20 protein-coding genes are annotated in these 21,202 nt (G+C 62.3%); 13 read left to right on the forward strand and 7 right to left on the reverse strand.

Annotated features, from left to right (window positions below; all coding sequences use genetic code 11):
* Nucleotides 1-4: 4 nt before the first annotated feature.
* Nucleotides 5-307, reverse strand: coding sequence for an S-adenosyl-L-homocysteine hydrolase (locus tag O4H31_RS01710; RefSeq protein ID WP_269342163.1), 303 nt, complete (start codon nucleotides 305-307; stop codon nucleotides 5-7).
* A gap of 75 nt (nucleotides 308-382) precedes the next feature.
* On the opposite strand from O4H31_RS01710, the gene O4H31_RS01715 reads away from it, so the two are divergent.
* Nucleotides 383-979, forward strand: coding sequence for an HD domain-containing protein (locus O4H31_RS01715; RefSeq protein WP_269342165.1), 597 nt, complete (start codon nucleotides 383-385; stop codon nucleotides 977-979).
* Complete coding sequence (locus O4H31_RS01720; RefSeq protein ID WP_269342167.1) at nucleotides 976-1,455, forward strand: GNAT family N-acetyltransferase; 480 nt, start codon at nucleotides 976-978, stop codon at nucleotides 1,453-1,455. Before O4H31_RS01715 ends, O4H31_RS01720 begins: the two co-directional genes overlap by 4 nt.
* Here the strand turns inward: O4H31_RS01720 and O4H31_RS01725 are convergent.
* Together O4H31_RS01725 and O4H31_RS01730 are read right to left on the reverse strand one after the other, a co-directional pair.
* The gene (locus O4H31_RS01725; RefSeq protein WP_269342169.1) at nucleotides 1,452-2,006 is read right to left on the reverse strand and encodes an ActR/PrrA/RegA family redox response regulator transcription factor; all 555 of its coding nucleotides are present in this window, start codon (nucleotides 2,004-2,006) and stop codon (nucleotides 1,452-1,454) included. The two genes, O4H31_RS01720 and O4H31_RS01725, sit on opposite strands and share 4 nt — an antisense overlap.
* Before the next feature lie 46 nt (nucleotides 2,007-2,052).
* Complete coding sequence (locus O4H31_RS01730) at nucleotides 2,053-2,667, reverse strand: SCO family protein (protein WP_269342172.1); 615 nt, start codon at nucleotides 2,665-2,667, stop codon at nucleotides 2,053-2,055.
* Nucleotides 2,668-2,766: 99 nt separating this feature from the next.
* Between O4H31_RS01730 and regB the strand changes: the two genes are divergently transcribed.
* From regB to trxA, 8 genes are all read left to right on the forward strand, one after another.
* Nucleotides 2,767-4,158, forward strand: coding sequence for a sensor histidine kinase RegB (gene regB / locus O4H31_RS01735; RefSeq protein ID WP_269342174.1), 1,392 nt, complete (start codon nucleotides 2,767-2,769; stop codon nucleotides 4,156-4,158).
* Between the two features lie 85 nt (nucleotides 4,159-4,243).
* Nucleotides 4,244-5,770, forward strand: coding sequence for a PAS-domain containing protein (locus O4H31_RS01740; protein WP_269342176.1), 1,527 nt, complete (start codon nucleotides 4,244-4,246; stop codon nucleotides 5,768-5,770).
* A 56-nt stretch (nucleotides 5,771-5,826) separates the two neighbouring features.
* Nucleotides 5,827-6,300: a tRNA (adenosine(37)-N6)-threonylcarbamoyltransferase complex ATPase subunit type 1 TsaE gene (tsaE, locus tag O4H31_RS01745; protein WP_269342178.1), complete on the forward strand. Its 474-nt coding sequence runs from the start codon at nucleotides 5,827-5,829 to the stop codon at nucleotides 6,298-6,300.
* On the forward strand, nucleotides 6,297-7,310 hold the full coding sequence (locus tag O4H31_RS01750; protein ID WP_269342180.1) for an aminoglycoside phosphotransferase family protein: 1,014 nt from the start codon (nucleotides 6,297-6,299) through the stop codon (nucleotides 7,308-7,310). The genes tsaE and O4H31_RS01750 overlap by 4 nt, the downstream gene beginning before the upstream one ends.
* Complete coding sequence (locus tag O4H31_RS01755; RefSeq protein WP_269342182.1) at nucleotides 7,283-7,975, forward strand: nucleotidyltransferase family protein; 693 nt, start codon at nucleotides 7,283-7,285, stop codon at nucleotides 7,973-7,975. Before O4H31_RS01750 ends, O4H31_RS01755 begins: the two co-directional genes overlap by 28 nt.
* Nucleotides 7,968-10,925 (forward strand): double-strand break repair protein AddB, encoded by a 2,958-nt coding sequence (addB, locus tag O4H31_RS01760; RefSeq protein WP_269342184.1) that lies wholly within the window; start codon nucleotides 7,968-7,970, stop codon nucleotides 10,923-10,925. The genes O4H31_RS01755 and addB overlap by 8 nt, the downstream gene beginning before the upstream one ends.
* Nucleotides 10,922-14,293: a double-strand break repair helicase AddA gene (gene addA / locus O4H31_RS01765; protein WP_269342186.1), complete on the forward strand. Its 3,372-nt coding sequence runs from the start codon at nucleotides 10,922-10,924 to the stop codon at nucleotides 14,291-14,293. The genes addB and addA overlap by 4 nt, the downstream gene beginning before the upstream one ends.
* Nucleotides 14,294-14,329: 36 nt before the next feature.
* Nucleotides 14,330-14,650 carry a thioredoxin gene (trxA, locus tag O4H31_RS01770; protein ID WP_007118424.1) on the forward strand — a complete coding sequence of 107 codons (321 nt, stop codon included), beginning with the start codon at nucleotides 14,330-14,332 and terminating at the stop codon, nucleotides 14,648-14,650.
* 80 nt (nucleotides 14,651-14,730) lie between these two features.
* Here trxA and O4H31_RS01775 read toward each other — a convergent pair whose 3' ends face one another.
* Nucleotides 14,731-15,633 (reverse strand): hypothetical protein, encoded by a 903-nt coding sequence (locus tag O4H31_RS01775; RefSeq protein WP_269342189.1) that lies wholly within the window; start codon nucleotides 15,631-15,633, stop codon nucleotides 14,731-14,733.
* 99 nt (nucleotides 15,634-15,732) lie between these two features.
* Between O4H31_RS01775 and hslV the strand changes: the two genes are divergently transcribed.
* Genes hslV through O4H31_RS01790 form a run of 3 tightly spaced genes read left to right on the forward strand, consistent with a single transcriptional unit; the run spans nucleotide 15,733 to nucleotide 18,847 of the window.
* Nucleotides 15,733-16,293, forward strand: a complete 561-nt coding sequence (gene hslV, locus O4H31_RS01780; RefSeq protein WP_067623712.1) for an ATP-dependent protease subunit HslV — start codon at nucleotides 15,733-15,735, stop codon at nucleotides 16,291-16,293.
* Nucleotides 16,290-17,591 (forward strand): ATP-dependent protease ATPase subunit HslU, encoded by a 1,302-nt coding sequence (hslU, locus tag O4H31_RS01785; protein ID WP_269342190.1) that lies wholly within the window; start codon nucleotides 16,290-16,292, stop codon nucleotides 17,589-17,591. The genes hslV and hslU overlap by 4 nt, the downstream gene beginning before the upstream one ends.
* Before the next feature lie 38 nt (nucleotides 17,592-17,629).
* Nucleotides 17,630-18,847, forward strand: coding sequence for an MFS transporter (locus O4H31_RS01790; protein WP_269342191.1), 1,218 nt, complete (start codon nucleotides 17,630-17,632; stop codon nucleotides 18,845-18,847).
* Here the strand turns inward: O4H31_RS01790 and O4H31_RS01795 are convergent.
* From O4H31_RS01795 to O4H31_RS01805, 3 genes are read right to left on the reverse strand one after another with little or no spacing between them, the layout of a single operon-like run.
* Nucleotides 18,844-19,428 carry a Smr/MutS family protein gene (locus O4H31_RS01795; protein ID WP_269342192.1) on the reverse strand — a complete coding sequence of 195 codons (585 nt, stop codon included), beginning with the start codon at nucleotides 19,426-19,428 and terminating at the stop codon, nucleotides 18,844-18,846. The two genes, O4H31_RS01790 and O4H31_RS01795, sit on opposite strands and share 4 nt — an antisense overlap.
* Complete coding sequence (locus O4H31_RS01800; protein WP_259946791.1) at nucleotides 19,425-20,417, reverse strand: murein transglycosylase A; 993 nt, start codon at nucleotides 20,415-20,417, stop codon at nucleotides 19,425-19,427. Before O4H31_RS01800 ends, O4H31_RS01795 begins: the two co-directional genes overlap by 4 nt.
* A gap of 41 nt (nucleotides 20,418-20,458) precedes the next feature.
* Nucleotides 20,459-21,118, reverse strand: coding sequence for a Tim44/TimA family putative adaptor protein (locus O4H31_RS01805; protein ID WP_067623701.1), 660 nt, complete (start codon nucleotides 21,116-21,118; stop codon nucleotides 20,459-20,461).
* Between the last annotated feature and the right edge of the window lie 84 nt (nucleotides 21,119-21,202).

Here is a 21,202-nt window from a genome sequence, read left to right on the forward strand (position 1 = left end):
AGGGTCAACGTTGAAGAGCGGCCAGTTGCTTATCGCCCGAGAGACCCGCCATCCAGTCATCGCCTTGGGCCAGCACACAGGCATTGCCGTCGGCCAATGTCTTGACCAAGGTCCATGTGCCCGATTGATCCGACGCCCAGAGTTGGCTGTTGTCGGCCCGCTGACCCGGCACAGGCTCTTCGCCGTACCAATCGATCAGAGCCGACTTCATTTCCTTGGCGGGCATGCAGACTTCTTCTGCCTGCGCGGCACCGGAGAGGGTGGCCAAGGTAACTGCAAGTATCGTACCGGAAAAAACGGGTTTCATGATTATCTCCTTCGTGGGATGAACAGGTTTGACAGGGATTTGTTCCCAAGGATCACGAGGTAAGGACTCCGGCGGATGGCGCAGAAACCACGGGCATGGCAAAGGATGCTGTCAGGTCGACGGCTTGATCTGCTCGACCCCACTCCGGTGGATGTCGAGATCGAAGACATCGCCCATGGGTTGGCCTTTGTCGCGCGGTGGAACGGTCAGACGCGGGGCGACTATGCCTATTCGGTGGCCGAACATTCGCTGTTGGTGGAAACGATCTTTGCCCGGATTGCCCCCCGTGCGCCTGCGAAATGGCGCTTGGCCGCTCTGCTGCATGATGCGCCAGAATATGTGATCGGGGACATGATCTCGCCCGTGAAGGCTGCCGTTGGGCCAGATTATCGCGCCTTGGATGAGCGGTTGACCACCGCCGTGCATGTCCGATTTGGCCTCCCCGCCAGCTTGCCGGTGCGCGTCAAGCAGCAGATCAAAAAGGCGGATCGTGTCAGCGCATGGATGGAGGCCAGCCAGATCGCAGGCTTTTCCGAGACCGAGGCGACCCGTTTCTTTGGCCGCCCCGATGCGGCGCTGATGGAGGGGCTTAGCATTCTGCTGCGCCCGCCGGTCGAGGTGCGGGCCGAGTTCACCGAACGCCATGAGGCGCTGCTGCGCGAAATGGCGTGATCCACATCCGCCGTGCCGGGGCGCTTGATACCCGCGCTTTGGCCGACCTACTGAACGCGATCATCGCCAAGGGCGGCACCACCGCAATGGTCAGCCCCGTCACCGCGCGTGAGTTGCAGGGCTGGATGGCCGCCCCCGACAGCGCGTGGCATCTGGCGGAAGACGGGCGCGGTGAGATCAAAGGCTTTCAGTACATCGAACCCCACCCTGACCTGCCCGAAGGCGGTGTGGATGTCGCGACTTTCGTGCGGTTGGGAGAGACGGGGTTCGGCATCGGCTCGGCCCTGTTCGATCGGACCAAACAGGCGGCACGGGAATTGGGCTATGCCCATATCCACGCGATCATCCGCGCCGACAATCTAGGCGGGTTGGCCTATTACCAAAGCCGCGGGTTCGAGGATTTCAGACGGCTGCCCGATTGCACATTGGCCGACGGCACCCGCGTCGATAAAATATGGAAACGGTTCGAGCTTTAGCGCGGCGAGCGTTTTGCCAAGATACGCTGTAAGGTCCGCCGGTGCATGTTCAGCCGCCGGGCCGTTTCCGAGACGTTGCGGTCACAGAGTTCATAGACCCGCTGGATATGCTCCCAACGTACGCGATCCGCGCTCATCGGGTTTTCCGGCGGTTCGGGCAGGTCCCCTCCGGTGGCCAAAAGCGCATTCACGATGTCATTCGCGTCAGCCGGTTTTGAGAGGTAATCCGTGGCCCCTGATTTTACCGCGGCAACCGCCGTGGCAATCGCACCATAGCCCGTCAAAACAACAACCCGCGCATCGGCGCGTTTGTCCCGCAGCACTTCGACCACGTCGAGCCCGTTGCCATCCTGAAGCCGCAGATCGACCACGGCAAAGGCCGGGGGACGGGCGGTGGCGATGGCTTTGCCCGCCGCGACGGACCCTGCGGTTTCCACCTCAAAGCCGCGTTTCTCCATCGCCTTGGCCAAGCGGCGCAGAAAAGGCTCATCGTCATCGACCAGTAGCAAACTACGGTCTGGGCCTAAGTCAGCAATATCCTGCATCAACATCCCCTCTCAAAGGCTAATATGGGGCGGCTATCGCGGCGGGTCAATTTCAGCTTTGATCGAGGAAGCAACCGATGCTTTCGGCCATCTGCTCGGGGCGCACCTCCCGGCGGAAAAAGTCCACGACGCCTTCTTCGGGCATGACCAGATAGCTGAAGGTCGAGTGATCGACGAGGTATTCACCATTCTCATCTGCCGGGTGAGCCTTGTAGTAGGTGCGGTAAGCTTGGCTAGCGGCTTTGACCTGCTCGGGCGAGCCGGTCAGCCCGACCATACGCGGGTGCATTACCTCGGCAAAGTCACCGACCACTTCGGGCGTGTCGCGTGCCGGGTCGACGGTGATGAAAACCGGCGTGATGCTCTGACCGCGCTCTTCTAGAATCTCGGTCGCTGCGGCGTTGCGGTCCACGTCCAGCGGGCAGACATCGGGGCAAGAGGTATAGCCGAAATAGAGCAAGGCGGGCTCGGTAATCACGTCCGCATCGGTTACGGTTTCGCCGGCACCGTTGACCAATTCAAACGGCCCGCCGATATCGCCGCCCGCCACTTGGCTCGACCGGCAGGAGGCATAGGCATCGTCTTCGCCGCGCAGCACCATAAAGGCCGTGCCTGCCAGAAATACCGCTGCCACCCCAACTGCACCGAATGCAATCACCTGTTTCATGTCAGTCCTCCGCGCCGATAGCCGCTCTTGATCGTGTTTCGCCGCAGACCTACGCTAGATCGCAGGTGATGCAAGACGCAATAAAGTGATGGGGCTAAGATGACGCAGGCAAATATTCGGCCCCTCGACGGACGCACCCGCGCCAGTTGGATCCGCCTGCGCACGATGATCCTGCTGCGCTGGTTCGCCATCGCCGGACAGTTGACCGCCGTTACCGTGGCGCAATGGACGCTTGGGCTGCAACTGGCCTTTGGTCTGTGCTATCTGACCATCGGCGCCTCTGTGGTCGGCAACCTCGTCACCGCCTTTGTCTTTCCCCAGAACAAACGCCTGTCCGAGCGCGAGAACCTTGCCATGGTTCTGTTTGACCTGCTGCAACTGACCGCCCTGCTGGGGCTGACCGGAGGGCTGCACAATCCCTTTGCGCTGCTGCTGCTGGCGCCGGTCACGATCTCGGCCACCGCGCTCAGCCTGCGCTCGACACTGGTTCTCGGCGGCACGGCGATTATTGCGGCCTCAGTGCTGGCACTGTGGCATCTGCCGTTGGTGACGCAATCGGGCGATGTGCTGCGCCAGCCCGGCATTTTTGTCTTTGGCCATTGGGCGGCGCTGCTGATCGCCATCGTTTTCACCAGCGCCTATTCGCGGCGCGTCACGACTGAGGTCCACTCCATGGCCGATGCGCTCTCGGCCACGCAGATGGTGCTGGCGCGGGAACAGAAACTGTCGGACCTTAGCGGTGTTGTCGCCGCTGCCGCCCATGAATTGGGAACGCCCCTAGCCACCATCAAACTGGCCAGCACCGAACTGCTGGGTGACCTCGAAGACCGGCCCGATCTGGCCGAAGACGCCGCGTTAATCCGCGATCAGGCTGACCGGTGCCGCGATATCCTGCGCGATATGGGCCGCATTGGGAAAGACGATCTGCATATGCAACGTGCCCAACTCACCGCCGTGGTGAAAGAGGCCGCCGAGCCACATCTGGAGCGCGGCAAGACGGTGATGTTCTCTGACAACCCGATGGCCCGAGATCACGCGCGCCCCCCGACGATCCCGCGCAAACCCGAGATCATTCACGGGTTGCGCAATCTGGTGCAGAACGCAGTGGATTTCGCCGAAACAACGGTTTGGATCGAAACCGAATGGTCTGCCGAGGATATCTCGGTGCGGATCATCGACAACGGGCCGGGCTTTCCGCCGCAGCATCTGGGACGGATCGGCGACCCCTTCCTGCGCCGCCGTAGCGGCACGGCAAGCGAGACGGCGCGCCCTGAATATGAGGGCATGGGGCTGGGGCTTTTCATCGCCAAGACCTTCCTCGAACGGTCCGGCGCGCGGCTGCGGTTTGCCAATGGGTCAGACAGCGGTTGGCTGCGCGGGTTGCCGCCCGCGGGCAGCGGCGCGGTTGTCGAAGTCGTCTGGCCGCGCCGCCTGCTGGACCTTGGCCCCGATGATGCCGTGATGGGCGAGAACCAGCGCCTCACGGCTTGACAGGGGGAACTGCGCTTTTGTTAACCCGCCGTTAACCTTTGGCTCTCAAGATAGGGCGTCGCATTTGCCGAAAGGGTTATCCGTCATGGCATTGCCAGACGTTATCATCGTGCTTGCCGCCACTTTCATTACCGCTCTGGCCGCCCTTTGGTGGCTTAGCACAAACGCGGGCCGCCCCGTTGCGGCACCGCCCGGCATCGACGATATGAGCCTGCTTTTCGAAGACGGCGAGTTGATCCACGGCTCCGACAGCGCGCTGACCCGCTTTGCCCTCGCCCCCGGCCACCACCAATGGGAGGACATCCGCGAAGCGCTGCTGTCGCGGTTTCCTGAATTCCCCCGCACGGCCCGGCACGGGGCCACTGGCAAACTGACCCTCGTGGCAGAGGACGGCGACAGCCCGTCGGAACTTCGCATCACATGGCGGGACGCGCTTTGTTGGCTGCACCTGCCCCAGACCCGCGCGGTCGAAGAGATCACGCAAGAGACGTTCCAAAAACTAGCCGCGCTGCGCCGGGCCAGCGAAACCAGCCCCAACCCTGCATGGCAGACCAATGCCGCAGGCCGCATCATCTGGCACAACCGGGCCTACGGGGCCCTGAAACGCAAGGCACCAACCGATCCTGAATGCGGCGGGGCCGCTTTGTTCAGCACGCCTTCGCCCGAACATCCTAACCGCGTATGCCTGCGCTGCGGCGAAGGGGGCAAACCCGATTGGTACGCCCTGACCACCACGACAAAGGACAATGTGCAGGTCTACCACGCCACCTGCATCAACGCCGTGGTCGCCGCTGAAGAGGCGCAGCGCAACTTCGTTCAAACCCTTGCCAAGACCTTTGCGCATCTGTCCATCGGGCTGGCGATTTTTGACCGCAATGGGCAGTTGGCCCTGTTCAACCCTGCCCTGGTTGACCTGACCGCCCTGCCAGCCCCCTTTCTCAGCGCCCGACCGACGATGGTGTCCTTTTTCGATCAGCTGCGCGAAAGCCGCCGCATGCCGGAACCAAAAAACTACAAGAATTGGCGTCAGGAGATTGCCGAGGTGATCGCCGCTGCAACCGATGGGCGCTATCAAGAGACATGGTCGCTTGAGAACGGTCAAACCTACAGCATCCGTGGCCGGCCCCACCCCGATGGGGCAACCGCATTCTTGATCGAAGACATCACCGCCGAAGTCACCCTGACCCGCAATTTCCGCGCTGAGCTTGAGCAAAGCCAAAGCCTGCTGGACAAGCTGGAAGATGGGTTCGCTGTCTTCTCCGCCTCCGGCGTGCTGACCTTTTGCAACGCCGCCTATCGCGACCAATGGAAGCAAGACCCCGACAAAAGCTTTGCAGAGATTACCATCAATGACGCGATCCGCGTCTGGCAAAAGATGTCGGCAGCCAATCCGCTGTGGCCCGACGTGGCCGAGTTTGTCATGGGCAGAGGGGACCGCGCGGGCTGGAACATGCCCGTCGCTCCGCTCCACGGCGCGGCCCTCACTTGTGAAATTTCGGCCATCGCTTCCGGCGCGACGCTTTTGCGCTTTCGCCCGACCCCGGTTGGAACGGCCCGCCCGGACCGCAGTGCCATGCCTTCGGCATGCGACCGGCGACAACCCTCCAACTAGGGCATTCCCCGCCGCTTTAATCTTGCGGCTGCGTGTCGGCACGCTAAGCATGGGGCATGTCCGACGATACCCTTTCTCTCCGGCTCAGCGGCCCCGATGACACCGACCGGCGCGCCCAGCAATTGGCCCGCCGCCTGTCACCCGGCGATGTCATTTTGCTCAGCGGTGATGTCGGTGCGGGCAAGACCCATTTCGCCCGCGCCCTGATCACCGAACTGCTCGACTACCCCGAGGACATCCCCTCGCCCACCTTCACATTGGTGCAAACCTATGAGGGGGCAAGCGGCGCGATCTGGCATGCCGATCTCTACCGTCTGACATCCACCCATGAGATTGAGGAACTGGGACTGGTTGAGGCCTTTCATGACGCGATCTGTCTGGTGGAATGGCCGGATCGTCTGGGCCCGCTCGCCCCCGCCGGGGCATTACGGATCAGCCTTTTCCCCGGGGCCCATGAAGACAGCCGCGCGCTGACAGCCGAATGGTCCGGCAGCGGTTGGGCCGCCAAGTTGACAGAGTGGCGCGCATGACCGAACGCGCCGCATTAATCGAAGGTTTTTTACAAACGTCCGGCTGGGCCGGGGCCACCCGAAAGCTGTTGGCGGGCGACGCCTCCAACCGGCGGTATGACCGGCTGCGCAAAGAGAATGGAGATAGGGCCATCTTGATGGATGCCCCACCCGAACGCGGCGAAGACGTGCGCCCCTTCCTTGATGTCGCGGCGCATCTGAGGGCCTGCGGCCTCAGCGCGCCTCAGATTTACCATAAGGACAGCAACCACGGGCTGCTGTTGATCGAAGACCTTGGCGATGACCTTTTCGCCCGGCTGATGGCGGCTGATCCCGCTCGGGAACTTCCGCTGCACCGCGCCGCCGCAGACGTATTGGTCAAACTTCACAGCGCCCCCTTGCCGGAACTGCCGCTTTGCGATGCCGATTGGCTGACCGATATGGCAGCCCCCGCATTCGACTTTTACGCACTCGAGGGTGGGCAAGTGGCAGACGCCCCTTTTGCGCAGGCTTTCCGCCCCCTCGCCGCTGCGCTGGATGACACGTCCAAGGTCGTGATCCTGCGCGACTATCACGCCGAAAATCTGCTTTGGCTGCCGCAGCGCGAAGGTGCCGCGCGCGTCGGCTTGCTGGATTTTCAGGACGCGCTGCTGGGCCATCCAGCCTATGATCTGGTCTCGATCCTGCAAGACGCCCGCCGCGATGTTCCCCGCGCGGTGGAGGGACAGATCATCGACTATTACCTTGCCCAGACCGGACAAGAAGCCGCCCCCTTCCGCCGCGCCTATGCGCTGCTTGGTGCCCAGCGCAACCTGCGCATTCTGGGCATCTTTGCGCGCCTTTGCCTGCGTGATGGCAAACCGCATTACGTCGATCTGATCCCCCGTGTGTGGCAACATCTGCAACATAACCTGCGCCATCCCGCCCTTGCCGCGGTGGCGGATTCTATTGCGGGCGTGCTGCCCCCTCCGACCCCCGAATTCTTGGAGCATCTGAAAAGCCAATGCGCGACTATCCCGACGCCATCATGATGTTCGCGGCCGGGTTCGGCACGCGGATGAAACATCTCACCCAGACCCAGCCCAAGCCCATGGTGCCGGTCGCAGGTCGCCCCTTGATCGACCACGCGCTGGACCTCGCCCGCGGGATATCCCCCGCCCGGATCGTGGCGAACCTGCACTATCTGCCCGACCAGCTTGATGCCCATCTGCGGGCGCAGGGCGTTAAAACCGTAATCGAGACGCCTGAGATCCTCGACACCGGCGGCGGGCTGCGCAATGCCCTGCCGCTGCTGGGCGCGGGCCCCGTGTTTACCATGAACAGTGACGCGATCTGGGCCGGGGCGAACCCCCTCGAAATGCTGCGCAGCGCATGGGATCCGGCCCGAATGGAAGCGCTGTTGATGACTGTGCCGCTGGAAAACACACTTGGACATGGCGGCACGGGCGACTTTACCCGCGGTGCGGAGGGCCGCCTGCAACGCGGACCGGGGCAGGTCTATGGCGGAGTGCAGATCATCAAGACCGATCTGCTAGCCGATATCGATGCCGAGAAGTTCTCCCTAAACCTGTTGTGGGATATGATGCTTAAGCGCGAGACGCTGTTCGGCCTGCCCTATACCGGGCGCTGGTGCGATGTGGGTCATCCCGACGGCATTCCCCTCGCCGAAAGCCTTCTGGCGGGCGCCGATGTTTGAGCCGCAGGACAGCCCCCGCGTCTTTGGCCTTGCCCCCGGGGTCGACTTCCCACGCGGGCTGGTGCGTGGGCTTTGTGACCGGTTGGAGGGTGGCCCGCCCGAGGCGATGGCTCGGGTAGAACTTATAGTGAACACCAACCGCATGGCACGCCGGTTGCGCCATGATTTCGATGCGGGCCCGGCAGGCTTTCTGCCGCGCATCCGGCTGATCACGGACCTTGACGCCTTGGCGCCGGGCGTTGCCCTACCAGCGCCGACACCGCCCCTGCAACGGCGGCTGGAACTCATTCAGCTGGTCTCGCGCCTGCTGGATGCCGCGCCGGATCTCGCGCCGCGTGCGTCACTTTATGCACTGTCGGACAGCCTCGCCGGGTTGATCGACGAGATGCAGGGCGAAGGGGTCTCTCCCGAGACAGTGGCCGGGCTGGACGTTGGCCATCTTTCAGCCCATTGGGAGCGCGCGCAGCGGTTCCTTGCCATCGCCCATGATTATCTAGGCCAGACCACAACCCGCCCGGATGCCGAGGCGCGGCGGCGGCAACTGGTTGCCCGGATCATCGCCCGTTGGCAGGACGCGCCGCCGCAGCATCCGGTCATCCTCGCTGGCTCCACCGGGTCGCGCGGGACCACCGCGCTGCTGATGGAGGCCGTGGCCCGCCTGCCCCAAGGCGCGATTATCCTGCCGGGTTTTGATTTCGAGATGCCGACCGCCGTTTGGAATGAACTGGATCAAGCGCTTTTGGCCGAGGATCACCCGCAATACCGTTTCCGCAAGCTGATGAATATGCTTGGCGTTTCACGGGGGGCGATTGAGCCTTGGTGCGAGATGCCCGCCGTTTCTGAGGCACGCAACAAGCTCCTGTCGCTGTCGCTCCGGCCTGCGCCGGTCACCCATGCTTGGCTGAACGAGGGGCCAAAGCTGGAAGACCTGCATGGTGCCACGGCCGACATCACCCTGATCGAAGCGCCCACGCCGCGGGTCGAGGCATTGGCCATCGCCCTGCGTCTGCGCCAGGCTGCCGAAGACGGGGTGAAAGCCGCGTTGATCACGCCTGACCGGATGCTCACCCGGCAGGTTGCGGCAGCGCTGGACCGCTGGAACATCCTGCCCGACGACAGCGCCGGGATGCCGCTGCAACTCTCTCCGCCGGGGCGGTTCTTGCGCCATGTGGCGGCGCTGTTCGTCCGAAAACTCGATGCCGAAGCGCTGCTGACCCTGCTGAAACACCCGCTGACACACAGCGGCGCGGGGCGGAACTTTCACCAGCTCTATACACAGCGGTTGGAGGCCGAGATCCGGCGTCACGGGTTGCCCTATCCCAATGCAGAGAGCTTGACCGAGATTGCAGAGCGGGCCGCGAAGCGGATGGATGACCCCAGCGGTTTCCGCGATTGGGTCGCTTGGCTGGGCGAGGTTTTCCCCGGCCATGACGCCCCCGGCGAGCGGCCCCTGCCCGATTGCGTCACCGCGCATTTGGCACTGGCCGAAAAGATCGCCGCCGGGCAACCCGCCGACCCCGATCACCTCCTCTGGCAGCAGGGTGCGGGCATCGCGGCGGAAGCTGTGATGGCAAACCTCACCGAACACGCCGTGCACGGTGGCGCGATGAATGCCGCAGATTACGCCGACCTGCTGGGCGCGCTTTTGTCCCAAGAGGAGGTGCGCGAGGCCGATACCCCCCATCCCGACATCATGATCTGGGGCACGATGGAGGCGCGGGTGCAGGGGGCCGAGTTGGTCATCCTTGGCGGTTTGAACGAAGGGACATGGCCCGAAGCGCCGCCGCCCGATCCATGGCTCAACCGTCAGATGCGCGAGAAGGCCGGGCTGCTGCTGCCCGAACGGCGCATCGGCCTGTCGGCGCATGACTATCAACAGGCCATCGCCAGCCCCGAGGTTTGGATCACCCGCGCGATCCGGTCGGATGAGGCAGAGATGGTGCCATCGCGCTGGTTGAACCGCTTGGGCAACCTGCTGGGCGGCTTGGGCGACACCGGCGGGCCGGAGGCGTGGAAGGCCATGCAGCAGCGCGGTAACCATTGGCTGGATCAGGTGCGTGCCTTGGAAGCGGTAGAGCGCACCGCCCCGGCCACGCGCCCCTCGCCCCGCCCGCCGCGCGCGGCGCGCCCGCGCAAACTGTCGGTGACCGAGATCAAGACGCTGATCCGTGATCCCTATGCCGTCTACGCCAAGCACAGCCTAAAATTGCGTCCGATCAACCCGCTGGTGCAATCTCCCGACGCGCCGGTGCGGGGCATCGTTTTGCACCGCATCATGGAGGATTTCGTGAAGCTGGTGGCCCGCGACCCCGCACGGCTGACCCGTGACACGCTGATGCAGGTGGCCGCCGAAGTGCTGGAGGAGGAAGCCCCATGGCCCGCCGCCCGCGCCATGTGGCTGGCGCGGATCGACCGGATCGCGGATTGGTTCATCGCCCGCGAAAGCCAACGCGCTGGATTTTCCAGCCCCGTCGCTTTTGAGCAGGGCGCGCGCGGCAGCTACACCTTTGCCGACCTCGGCTTTACCCTCAGCGGCTTTGCGGACCGGATCGATCAGACCGATGACGGCGATGTGCTGATCTATGACTACAAGACCGGCACCCCGCCGGGTAAAAAAGAGCAGCGGCTCTTCGATAAACAGTTGTTGATCGAAGCGGCGATGGTCGAGCGTGGCGGCTTTCCCGAGGTGGGCGTGGCCCATGTGGCCCATGCTGCCTTTATCGGGTTGGGATCGAAACCCGTCGAAGTACCCGCGCCGCTTGAAGAGGAGAACCCTCAGGAAGTGCTCGCCGGGCTGCACGCGCTGCTCTCGCGCTATCTTGATGAGGAGCAGGGTTTCACCGCGCGCCGCATGGTGCAAAGCGATGCCTTCGCCGGAAATTATGACCAACTGGCCCGTTTCGGCGAATGGGACGGCACCAGCTCTGCCCGTCCAGAGGATTTGGAATGATGCGCGATTTTGACGATGCCACCCGCGCCCAGATCGAAGCGGCGCGGCCCGACGCCTCCACTTGGCTGACCGCCAACGCAGGCTCTGGCAAGACCCGCGTGCTGACCGACCGCGTGGCGCGGCTGTTGCTGGATGATGTCGAACCGCAGCACATCCTTTGTCTGACCTACACCAAGGCTGCCGCGTCAGAGATGCAAAACCGTTTGTTCAAACGTTTGGGCGAATGGGCGATGCTGAAAGATGAGACCCTGCGCAGCGCTTTGGCCGATCTTGGCGTGCAGGGAGAGTTGACGCCCGAGCAACTGCGCAACGCCCGCACCCTTTTCGCCCGCGCGATTGAGACACCGGGCGGGCTGAAAATCCAAACCATCCACTCTTTCTGCGCCGCCCTTCTGCGCCGCTTCCCGTTGGAGGCGCAGGTCAGCCCGCAATTCACTGAGATCGAAGACCGCGCCGCCGATCTGTTGCGGGCCGAGATCGTCGATGAGATGGCCGAGAGCGAAGACGCCCCGCTGGTGGCCGACATTGCGCGGCATTACACCGGCGAAGATTTCGCCAGCCTCACCCGCAGCATCGTCGGCCAGCGCGATGCTTTCACCGACCCCCGGTCATGGGCCGATATCCTAGCGCTTTTCGCCCAGCCCGAAGACCTGACCGAGGAGAAGATCGCGGCGTCGGTCTTTCTTGGCAGCGAAGCGGCGATGATGGCCGAGATCATCCCCCATTTGCTGGCCAAAGGCGGCAACGATGGCAAGGCGGGCGCGGCGCTGCAAGAGATCGACCGCTACGACCTCTCTGCCCTGCCCCAGCTTGAAAACATCCTTTTGACCGGCAGCGGCGCCAAGGCGCCCTTCACCGCCAAGATCGGCAGTTTCCCGACCAAGCCGACGCAAAAGGTCATCGCAGAACAGATGCCGCAGCTTGAGCAGTTGATGCAGCGCGTTGAAGATGCCCGCGAAGCGCGGCTGGCCCTGAAAGCGGCGCGGAAGTCCTATGTGCTGCACCGGTTCGCAGCCCGGTTCCTTTACCGTTACGCGAATGAAAAGCAAAAGCGCGGCTGGCTCGACTTTGACGATCTGATCCTCAAAGCTCGCGCTTTGTTGACCGACAAGGCGGTGGCTGCTTGGGTGCTGTTCCGCATCGACGGCGGCATCGACCATATCCTTGTCGACGAAGCACAGGACACCTCGCCCCGACAATGGGATGTAATCGAACGGCTGACAGATGAATTTTACTCGGGCGCTGGCGCACGTAACGAGGTGGATCGGACGCTTTTCGTCGTGGGCGACAAGAAGCAATCGATCTACTCTTTCCAAGGCGCGGATCCCGAAGAGCTGGACCGCAAAGGCGCGACATTCGAACAGAAGATCGGTGAGGCTGGGCAGTTTTTCCAACGCCGCAGCCTTGCCTATTCCTTCCGCTCCTCTTCGGCGATTTTGCAAGCGGTCGATGGGGTTTTCGACCCCGCGATCCAGACCGGCTTTACCAATGACGGCCATATGGCCTTCAAGGATCGCCTGCCCGGCCGCGTCGATCTTTGGCCTTTCATCGAAAAGGCGGGCCCAGACGAGGAAGGCGATTGGACCGATCCCGTAGACCGGCGCAGCGCGCGGCATCACACGGTGCAATTGGCCGAACGCATCGCGCAGCGCATCAAGGAGCTGACGACCGAGGAACATTACCTCCCCGACGACAGCAAGGGCGGCCTGGCGCGGCGGCGTATCCAACCGGGGGATTTTCTGATCCTCGTGCAGCGCCGCTCGGCCCTATTTTCGGAGATCATCCGCGCTTGCAAAGCGGCGGAACTGCCCATCGCCGGGGCGGACCGGCTCAAGGTCGGGGCCGAACTGGCGGTGCGCGATCTGGCGGCGATCCTGTCGTTCCTCGCCACACCGGACGACGATCTATCCCTTGCCACCGCGTTGAAATCACCGCTTTTCGGCTGGTCGGAACAAGAGCTTTTCACCCTCGCCCATTACCGCAAAGAGGATCACCTCTGGCAAGCCCTGCGCGGCCAGACCGAGACCCACGCCGCCACCCTCGCCGTGCTGCGCGATCTGCGCGGGCAGGTCGATTACCTGCGCCCCTACGACCTGATCGAACGCATTCTCACCCGCCATGATGGCCGCCGCAAACTGTTGGCACGGCTGGGACCAGAAGCCGAGGATGGGATCAACGCGATGCTAAGCCAAGCGCTCTCCTACGAGCGCGGCACGGTGCCCAGCCTGACCGGGTTCCTGCAATGGGTGCAGACCGATGATCTGGAGATTAAACGCCAGATCGACAGTGCGTCGAACCAGATCCGCGTGATGACGGTGCATGGGGCGAAGGGTCTGGAAGCGCCGATCGTGATCCTGCCCGACACCGGGCGGCGCGATGTGACGATCAAGGATGAGATCATCACCGTAGATGGCACGCCCGTCTGGAAAGCCCCAGCGGATGACATGCCCGAACCCATGCGCGCGCGGCTCGATGAGATGAAAGAGGCCGCATTGCAAGAGCGGCTTCGGCTTTTCTATGTGGCCATGACGCGGGCCGAGAAATGGCTGATCGTGGCGGCGGCGGGGGAATTGTCGAAAGATGAATCCTCTTGGTACCAGATCACCGCTGCCGCTTTGGCCCGGTTGCGGGCCGAGCTCTTGGGCGATGATGGCACGCTGCGCTATCAACAGGGCGACTGGGATGCGCTCGACATCGTAGAGACGCCAGAGAAAATCGTCACAACGCCCGTGTTAGACCCTATTTTCACCCGTTCCGCCCCGTCCCCCCGGGGGGAGGACAAGACCCTCTCACCCTCCGATCTTGGCGGCGCCAAGACGCTGGCGGGTGAGGCCGGCTTTGATATGGATACCGCGCTGAGCTACGGCACTTTGGTCCATGAATTGCTGGAGCATCTGCCCCTCATGGGGCCGGACGCGCGGCAGGTATTTCTGGACCGCTTGGCCCGCAGGCATCCACCTGAAATGATTGCCCGCGCCGAAAGTGAGGCCGACGCGGTTCTGCGCACCCCTGCCCTCGCCCCGCTGTTTACCGAGACGACCCTTGCCGAAGTCCCCGTGACCGGCAGCTTGGGCCATCAGCGTCTCCACGGCACGATCGACCGGTTGGTGATCGCCGAGGATCATATCCTTGCCGTCGATTTCAAAACCAACCGCGTGGTCCCCGATACCGCTGACGCCTGCCCCGACGGGCTGTTGCGCCAGATGGGCGCCTATGCCCATATGCTGCGCCAGATCTACCCGGATCGGCGGATCGAAACGGCCATCCTATGGACCGCCCGCCCCGCGCTTATGGTGTTGCCCAACGATATCGTGACAAATGCGCTGCGTGCCCTGCCATATCTTGACGCCACTGCCATGCGTTCATAGGTTCAGGCCTTAACCCATTCCTGTCAGGAGAGCATCATGGCAACCGTCGCAGTCACCGACGACACTTTCGACGCCGAAGTCAAAAATTCGGACATTCCGGTTCTGGTCGATTTCTGGGCCGAATGGTGCGGCCCGTGCAAACAGATCGGCCCTTCGCTGGAAGAGCTGTCGGATGAAATGAACGGTCGCGTGAAGATCGTCAAAGTCAACGTCGACGAAAACCCGAACTCCCCCGCTCAGGTCGGCGTGCGTGGTATTCCGGCGCTGTTCATCTTTAAAGACGGGCAGGTCGTGTCCAACCTTGCTGGCGCACGCCCCAAGGCGGCCCTGCAAAGCTGGATCGAAGAATCCATCTAAGGTCAGTACCTTACCAGATTTGAGTTACGAAAACGGGCGTCCTTCGGGGCGCCCTTTTCATTTGCGGTCACGAGAGCCAGTCAAAGGGGCCAGCCAAAGCGTTTGAACCGGGCAACGATCTTTTCTTCGGCCTCGGCGCGGCCTGCGTTGATGCAATGCTCCTGCCAGAACCACCAGATATAGGCGGCGAAATCCGGGGCAGCCTGCCCCACGGCGGCAAAGCTTTGGCTGAGATCCGCCAGATCCGCCCGCACGCCTATATGGTGGAAATCGATCTGGCCAAAGAACAACGCCGGTTTGCCAAAGAAGTAACCAGAGTACGCGGCTGCTGAATTTTGAGTCACGACGAAAGCACAGCTTTGCAAATGTTGCGCCATCTCACCCATCGTCAGGGTCAATCTTGGATGGCGCGCAGCGAGGGCTTCGAGCGCGGTTAGTTCCTCGGGGCTATAGACCTCTTTCGGGTGCAAGGCCGCGGCGACGGGGCCGGTGCTATGATCAAGTGTGAGGGTCAGCATTTCCAACGGGCTGCAAGATTGAAACGACCGCCGCTGCAACAAGCGGCCCTGTAGCGGCACGTAGATCGGCCCATCGCGGTTGGACTGTTGCGGCGCGTCTCCGAACAGGCGCTTTTGCCAGAAACGGTAGAAGCGTTGCGCCTGCTTGGGATCGACACCGCTTGGGTCAAACTCGGCCACGGCGATATCCCAAAGCCACCGTTCAGGGCGCGCTTCGATCTGCCAAAAGGGGTAGTAATAGCAGCGCCGAAAGATCAAACCGCGGGACGTTGGGGCAGGGGCCATATGGCTTAGTGAAAGCGCATCAGCCGCGCGGGCGGGCGCGCCGATATCCCGATATGTGACCCTAAGTTGGGCATTTTCGAGGACACGCGTGAGTTTTCCAATGAAATAATGCGTCCCGGCCTCGGCGCTCTGCCGTAGCGGGGGTTCAAGGTAGATATCAACTTGGGCGTGATCCTGCATCGCCAGAGGCTAGCCCGTCGCCCGACCGCTCACAAGCGGCGCTGCCCTTGTCCTGCCTTGCCACGGGGGCCATATAGACGCCAAGCGACAGGAGGCCCCATGGCACAGAACGACGATTTCCCCGGTTGGCACGGGACCACGATCATTGGCGTCAAAAAAGGCGGCGAAGTGGTGATTGCCGGTGACGGACAGGTCAGCCTTGGCCAGACCGTGATCAAAGGCACCGCGCGCAAAGTGCGCAAGCTTAGCCCCGGCGGGTATGATGTTGTGGCGGGGTTTGCGGGCTCCACGGCAGATGCCTTTACCCTGCTGGAACGGCTAGAGGCCAAGCTCGAAGCGACACCGGGGCAATTGGCCCGTGCGAGTGTCGAATTGGCTAAGGACTGGCGCACCGACAAATACCTGCAAAAACTCGAAGCGATGCTGATCGTGACCGACGGGAAAGACCTGCTGGTCATCACCGGCGCTGGCGACGTGCTGGAACCCGAACATGAGGTCGCGGCCATCGGGTCGGGCGGGAACTACGCCCTCGCCGCGGCCCGCGGCATGATGGACAGCGACCGGGACGCCGAAACCATTGCCCGTGATGCCATGGCGATCGCCGCCGACATCTGCGTCTACACCAACGGCAAACTCACCGTGGAGAAAATCACCGCATGACCGACCTGACCCCCCGCGAGATCGTATCCGAACTGGACCGCTATATCATCGGCCAGAATGACGCCAAACGCGCCGTGGCCGTGGCCCTGCGCAACCGCTGGCGCCGCAAGCAGCTAAGTGATGACCTGCGCGACGAAGTCTATCCCAAAAACATCCTGATGATCGGCCCCACGGGCGTCGGCAAGACCGAGATCAGCCGCCGTTTAGCAAAGCTGGCCCGCGCGCCGTTCATCAAGATCGAAGCGACGAAATTCACCGAAGTGGGCTATGTTGGCCGCGACGTGGAGCAGATCATCCGTGACCTTGTGGACAGCGCCATCGCCATGACCCGCGATTTCATGCGCGAAGACGTGAAAACCAAGGCCGAGCAGGCCGCAGAAGAGCGGGTGATCGACGCCATCGCCGGCACCGATGCCCGCGACGGCACCCGCGAGATGTTCCGCAAGAAGCTCCGCAGCGGTGAGCTGGACGACACGATAATCGAGCTTGAGATCTCCGATACCTCAAGCCCCTTCCCGATGATGGACATTCCCGGCCAGCAAGGCATGGGGATGATGAACCTTGGCGATATATTTGGCAAAGCCATGGGGGGGCGCACCACCAAAAAACGCATGGCCGTGGCCGATAGCTATGAGGTGCTGGTCGGCGAAGAAGCTGACAAATTGCTGGACGATGAAGCCGTGAACCGCGCCGCCATTGAAGCGGTCGAGCAGAACGGCATCGTCTTTTTAGATGAGATCGACAAGGTTTGCGCCCGTTCCGATGCGCGGGGCGGTGATGTTTCACGTGAAGGGGTGCAGCGCGATCTGCTGCCGCTGATCGAAGGTACTGTGGTGTCTACGAAATACGGCACGGTGAAGACCGATCATATTCTCTTTATCGCCTCTGGCGCCTTCCACATCGCCAAGCCGTCGGACCTGTTGCCCGAGCTTCAGGGCCGTCTGCCGATCCGCGTCGAACTGCGGGCGCTGACCGAGGGTGATTTCGTTCGCATCCTGACCGAGACCGACAATGCGCTGACGCGGCAATACACCGCCCTGATGGGGACCGAAGATCTGACCGTCACCTTCACCGAAGAGGGCATCGCGGCGCTGGCCAAGATCGCAGCGGATGTGAACACCTCGGTCGAGAACATCGGCGCGCGGCGGCTTTATACGGTGATGGAACGGGTGTTCGAAGAGGTCTCCTTTGATGCGCCCGACCGGTCGGGGCAGGAGATCACGGTCGATGCCGACTTTGTCGAAAAGAACCTTGGCGAATTGACCCGCTCCACCGATCTAAGCCGCTACGTTCTTTAGGGCTTTCCTTTCCTCCATGCCCCGGCGATGAAAGGGGCATGGAATACCTCTCATTTTTGCGGCGCAACTGGCTGTTTCTGCTGGCCGGTTTCCTGCTGACATTCACCTCGTCCTACGGGCAAACCTATTTCATCTCGCTCTTTGCCGGAGCGGTGAAGGGCGACTTTGGCCTGAGTGATGGGCAATGGGGCGGCATCTATACCATCGGCACGACGCTTTCGGCGGTCACCATGGTCTGGGCCGGGGTGCTGACGGACCGCTTTCGCGTGCGGGTGTTGGCCTTTGGCGTGATGGTGGCGCTTGCCGGGGCCTGTTTGGCGATGGCGGCGGTGCCGAATTGGATCGCGCTGATCTTCGTTATCTATGCCTTGCGACTGACCGGGCAGGGCATGATGTCTCAGCTTGGACAGGTCGCCATGGTGCGCTGGTTTGAGGCATCGCGTGGCAAGGCGCTTTCGTTGTCGTCGATGGGGTTTGCCGCCGGTCAGGCGTTCTTGCCGGTGATCTTCGTAGCGCTTTTTGCCAGCTTCCACTGGCGCAGCCTTTGGGCGCTGGCCGCAGTCTTGGTTCTGCTGACCATCCCGGTGATCCTGATGCTGCTGCGGCAAGAGCGCACCCCGCAAAGCATGGCGGATCAGGCGCAACGTGCGGGCATGAAAGGACGGCATTGGACGCGGGCAGAGATGTTCCGTTCGGGCCTGTTCTGGATGATCATTCCGCTGGCCATCGGGCCTGCGGCATGGGGCACCGCGCTGTTTTTCCAGCAGGTTCACCTGACCGAAGTAAAGGGCTGGGCCTTGGTCGAATTTGTGGCGCTCATGCCGGTCTACACGCTCTCGGCGGTGGCCTCGACCTTCCTTTCGGGCTGGGCGATTGACCGCTTTGGCGTCAGCCGCGTGGTGCCGGTGATGATGCTGCCCTTTGCCCTGTCATTCGCGGTGCTGGCCTATGCCGATACGCTGTGGATGGCTGGGATCGGCTTGGTGATTTTCGGCTTCGGGCAGGGCATGCAATCCACCGCACCGGCGGCGTTCTGGGCCGAGTATTTCGGCACCCGCCATGTGGGTTCGATCAAAGCGGTGGCCGCGGCGCTGATGGTCTTTGGCTCGGCCATCGGGCCGGGAGTGACGGGTCTTTTCATCGACTTGGGCGTCGATTTCCCGCAGCAAATGTTGCCGATCGCGGTTTACTATCTGCTGGCGGCTGGTTTGGCCGCATGGGCGATAAGACGCTACAAACGCCTGCTGCGCGGCTAACGGTTGCGCCGGAGATAGACGTAATAGGCCCCGCCGCCGCCGTGGCTGACATGGGCTTGCGCAATCTGAAGCACAAGGCCGTTGAGCGGCGGCATCGACAGCCATTGCGGCACCTGATGGCGCAAAACACCATCGCGCACAGGGATCGGGCCACCATCGTCGCGGCGCTTGCCCTTGCCAGTGATGACCAGCACCAACCGCTTGCCCCGCGCATGGGCATCCATAATGAAGCCATTCAGCGCCGGGTGGGCACGGTCAAGCGTCATGCCATGAAGATCAATCCGGCCTTCGGGGCGCAGTTTGCCGCGTTTCAGCTTGCCGAAGGCTTTGTGATCCATCTGAACCGGGGCGGCTTTCATCTGTTCTGACAATGTCGGGCGCAGGTCATTGCTACGCTTCTTCATGGTCGACTGAGGCTTGTTGCCTTGGAGCGCGATTTTGGCCCGACGGACCTGCGGCGGGGCAGGGGCGGGCGCGTCGATCTCTTGCGTGAAAAGCTTGTTCAGCTCAAGCTTCTCTGTCCGCTCCGTGACCCTGCGCCAAAGCGCGAGGTCGTCTTCGTTTAAGCGCCGACGTCTCATATCGCGCTCTCCGGCAGGAAAGCATAGGCGCGTTGGATCGGCATCAAAACCATCATCCGCCCAGCGTCGCGCAGGCGGCCTGCCTCGCGGCCGGCTTTGTCGCCGGTTCCAAAGAACACATCCGCACGCTGCGCGCCCTTGATGGCCGAGCCCGTATCCTGCGCGACCATCAAGCGCCGCATGGGTTTCTTGCCGTCTTTTTCGATCCAAACCGGCGCGCCAAGCGGCACATGCGACGGGTCCACCGCGATGCTGCGCAGCGTGGTGATGGAACGGTTCATCGCCCCAAGCGGCCCCTTGTCGGCAGGCACCCGGCTGACCTCTCGAAAGAAAACATAAGAGGGATTGTGATAGAGCAATTCGCGGCCATCTTCGGGGTTGCGGCGCACCCAATTTTTGATGACATCGGCGCTAACCTGATGCGCCTCATAGACCCCGCGCCGTACCAGTTCGACCCCGACAGAGCGGTAATCATGGCCATTCGCCCCGCGGTAGCCCACGCGCAGGTAGCTGCCATCGGGCAGGCGGATACGGCCAGAACCTTGAATTTGCAAAAAGAAAAGCTCAACCGGATCATCGACCCAAGCGATTTCCAATCCGCGGTCCCGCATCACGTCGCCATCTAGGATCTCGCGTCTGGTGAGCCAGGGGCGGATCTCTTCGGCCTCGGGGGGCATGGCGTAGATGGGGTACTGAAACCGCGCAGAGGGGTAGAGATCGCCGTCCAACTCAGGCTCGAAATACCCTGTAAACAGCCCGTCTTTCCCGTCTTCCATCAACACGGGCCGGAAAAACAACTCGAAAAACTGCCGGGGGTCGGGGCCATCTTTGGCCAGCTTGCACAGCGCGCGCCAATCGACATCTTTCATGTCGCCGCAAGTGCTGGTGAACACCTCAAAGGCGGCGGCGTGGTCATCTTCGGCCCAGCCGTCAAGCTGGTCGAAATCCATCACCGTATAATGCACCTCTGCCGCGGACGGCGTGTTCATCGACACACCGCCCAACAGCGCAAGTGCGCCGAGCGCACGCGCTACCCGTCTGTGGAAACCAACAGCCAATTCGGATCATCCGAGCCCATGACACGGGCGAAGACCCATGTATCTTTTTGGCGTTTGATTTCGTTGCTGCTGCCCTCGACAACCTCGCCTTCGCGGTTGCGAACCTCAGAGGTCAGCTCTCCTACGAAGCGAATGGTGAGTTCGGCTTCTTTCGTGGTCTCGTCCATCGTGGCGTTGACCAATTCCATTTCGCGCACGCCGATAAAGTTGGCGTCAATCGTCAGACCTTGATCCTCGCGCGCCGCGACACCGTCAACAAAGCTTTCATAGACATCATCGGCCAGAAACGGCTGAATTTCCGCCAGATCGCCACGCTCGTAGCCCATGACGATCATCTCATAGGCACCGCGCGCGCCTTGGAGAAAATCGCTGACGCCGAAGGAGGGCTCAACCCGCTTCATCTCGGCCAGTGCCTTGCCCGAGGAGCTGTCTTCGGGAACGTGGTCGGTGATATCGAGATCGGGGCCGCCTTCGATCACCTCAAACGCGGGGCCACTGCGGGCGCTTGGCGTTTGATCGGTTACCGGGGGCTTTTCAAAACCCTCGCGGGTGCCAAGCACGTTTTTCAGCCGCAGGATCAGGAATACGGCGATACCGGCAAGCACCAGAAGCTGTATCAGGGGAGAATTCATCGAAACCTCATTCAGGGGTGGCATGGAAACATGCGAGTTAAGCTCTTATGTAGGTGTTCGACCGGGGCAAGTCCACTCTGCCCC

It is taken from the genome of Sulfitobacter dubius, from assembly GCF_027214245.1.
Taxonomy (GTDB): domain Bacteria; phylum Pseudomonadota; class Alphaproteobacteria; order Rhodobacterales; family Rhodobacteraceae; genus Sulfitobacter; species Sulfitobacter dubius_A.

Excerpts from the sequence above, each read along its gene's own strand:
- O4H31_RS01710 (WP_269342163.1), bottom strand. The coding sequence starts at position 307 with ATGAAACCCGTTTTTTCCGGTACGATACTTGCAGTTACCTTGGCCACC.
- O4H31_RS01715 (WP_269342165.1), top strand. The coding sequence starts at position 383 with ATGGCGCAGAAACCACGGGCATGGCAAAGGATGCTGTCAGGTCGACGG.
- O4H31_RS01725 (WP_269342169.1), bottom strand. The coding sequence starts at position 2,006 with ATGTTGATGCAGGATATTGCTGACTTAGGCCCAGACCGTAGTTTGCTA.
- O4H31_RS01730 (WP_269342172.1), bottom strand. The coding sequence starts at position 2,667 with ATGAAACAGGTGATTGCATTCGGTGCAGTTGGGGTGGCAGCGGTATTT.
- regB (WP_269342174.1), top strand. The coding sequence starts at position 2,767 with ATGACGCAGGCAAATATTCGGCCCCTCGACGGACGCACCCGCGCCAGT.
- O4H31_RS01740 (WP_269342176.1), top strand. The coding sequence starts at position 4,244 with ATGGCATTGCCAGACGTTATCATCGTGCTTGCCGCCACTTTCATTACC.
- tsaE (WP_269342178.1), top strand. The coding sequence starts at position 5,827 with ATGTCCGACGATACCCTTTCTCTCCGGCTCAGCGGCCCCGATGACACC.
- O4H31_RS01750 (WP_269342180.1), top strand. The coding sequence starts at position 6,297 with ATGACCGAACGCGCCGCATTAATCGAAGGTTTTTTACAAACGTCCGGC.
- O4H31_RS01755 (WP_269342182.1), top strand. The coding sequence starts at position 7,283 with ATGCGCGACTATCCCGACGCCATCATGATGTTCGCGGCCGGGTTCGGC.
- addB (WP_269342184.1), top strand. The coding sequence starts at position 7,968 with ATGTTTGAGCCGCAGGACAGCCCCCGCGTCTTTGGCCTTGCCCCCGGG.
- addA (WP_269342186.1), top strand. The coding sequence starts at position 10,922 with ATGATGCGCGATTTTGACGATGCCACCCGCGCCCAGATCGAAGCGGCG.
- trxA (WP_007118424.1), top strand. The coding sequence starts at position 14,330 with ATGGCAACCGTCGCAGTCACCGACGACACTTTCGACGCCGAAGTCAAA.
- O4H31_RS01775 (WP_269342189.1), bottom strand. The coding sequence starts at position 15,633 with ATGCAGGATCACGCCCAAGTTGATATCTACCTTGAACCCCCGCTACGG.
- hslV (WP_067623712.1), top strand. The coding sequence starts at position 15,733 with ATGGCACAGAACGACGATTTCCCCGGTTGGCACGGGACCACGATCATT.
- hslU (WP_269342190.1), top strand. The coding sequence starts at position 16,290 with ATGACCGACCTGACCCCCCGCGAGATCGTATCCGAACTGGACCGCTAT.
- O4H31_RS01790 (WP_269342191.1), top strand. The coding sequence starts at position 17,630 with ATGGAATACCTCTCATTTTTGCGGCGCAACTGGCTGTTTCTGCTGGCC.
- O4H31_RS01795 (WP_269342192.1), bottom strand. The coding sequence starts at position 19,428 with ATGAGACGTCGGCGCTTAAACGAAGACGACCTCGCGCTTTGGCGCAGG.
- O4H31_RS01800 (WP_259946791.1), bottom strand. The coding sequence starts at position 20,417 with ATGAACACGCCGTCCGCGGCAGAGGTGCATTATACGGTGATGGATTTC.
- O4H31_RS01805 (WP_067623701.1), bottom strand. The coding sequence starts at position 21,118 with ATGAATTCTCCCCTGATACAGCTTCTGGTGCTTGCCGGTATCGCCGTA.